The 536-nt window shown below is 35.8% G+C and carries 1 protein-coding gene; it reads right to left on the reverse strand.

What is annotated here, in order from left to right:
* Positions 1-413 (reverse strand): transposase family protein (locus tag QM818_RS09010; protein WP_414300182.1); only part of this gene is annotated, 413 nt, incomplete at its 3' end.
* Between the last annotated feature and the right edge of the window lie 123 nt (positions 414-536).

Raw genomic sequence — 536 nt, forward strand, 5'->3', positions numbered from 1 at the left:
AGCTTGCGAATAACAGTTGATGTTGAAATGGCTAACTGATGAGCAATATCGGTCATAGAAGTCTTTTCAATCAACTTTTGCGCAATCTTTTGGTTGATAATACGAGGAATCTGATGATTCTTCTTGACGATAGAAGTTTCAGCGACCATCATTTTTGAACAGTGATAGCACTTGAAACGACGCTTTTTAAGTAGAATTCTAGTAGGCATACCAGTCGTTTCGAGGTAAGGGATCTTAGACGGTTTTTGAAAATCATATTTCTTCATTTGACTTCCGCACTCAGGGCAAGATGGAGCATTGTAGTCCAGTTTGGCGATGATTTCTTTGTGTGTATCCCTATTGATGATATCTATAAATTGGATATTAGGGTCTTTGATATCGAGTAGTTTTGTGATAAAATGTAATTGTTCCATATGAATCTTTCTAATGAGTTGTTTGATCGCTTTTCATTATAGATCTTATGGGACTTTTTTTCTACACAAAAATCGGCTCTATAATATCTATAGGGGGTTACCCACTACAAATATTATAGAGCC

The sequence above is a fragment of the Streptococcus mitis genome (assembly GCF_047464035.1).
GTDB lineage: Bacteria > Bacillota > Bacilli > Lactobacillales > Streptococcaceae > Streptococcus > Streptococcus mitis_DX.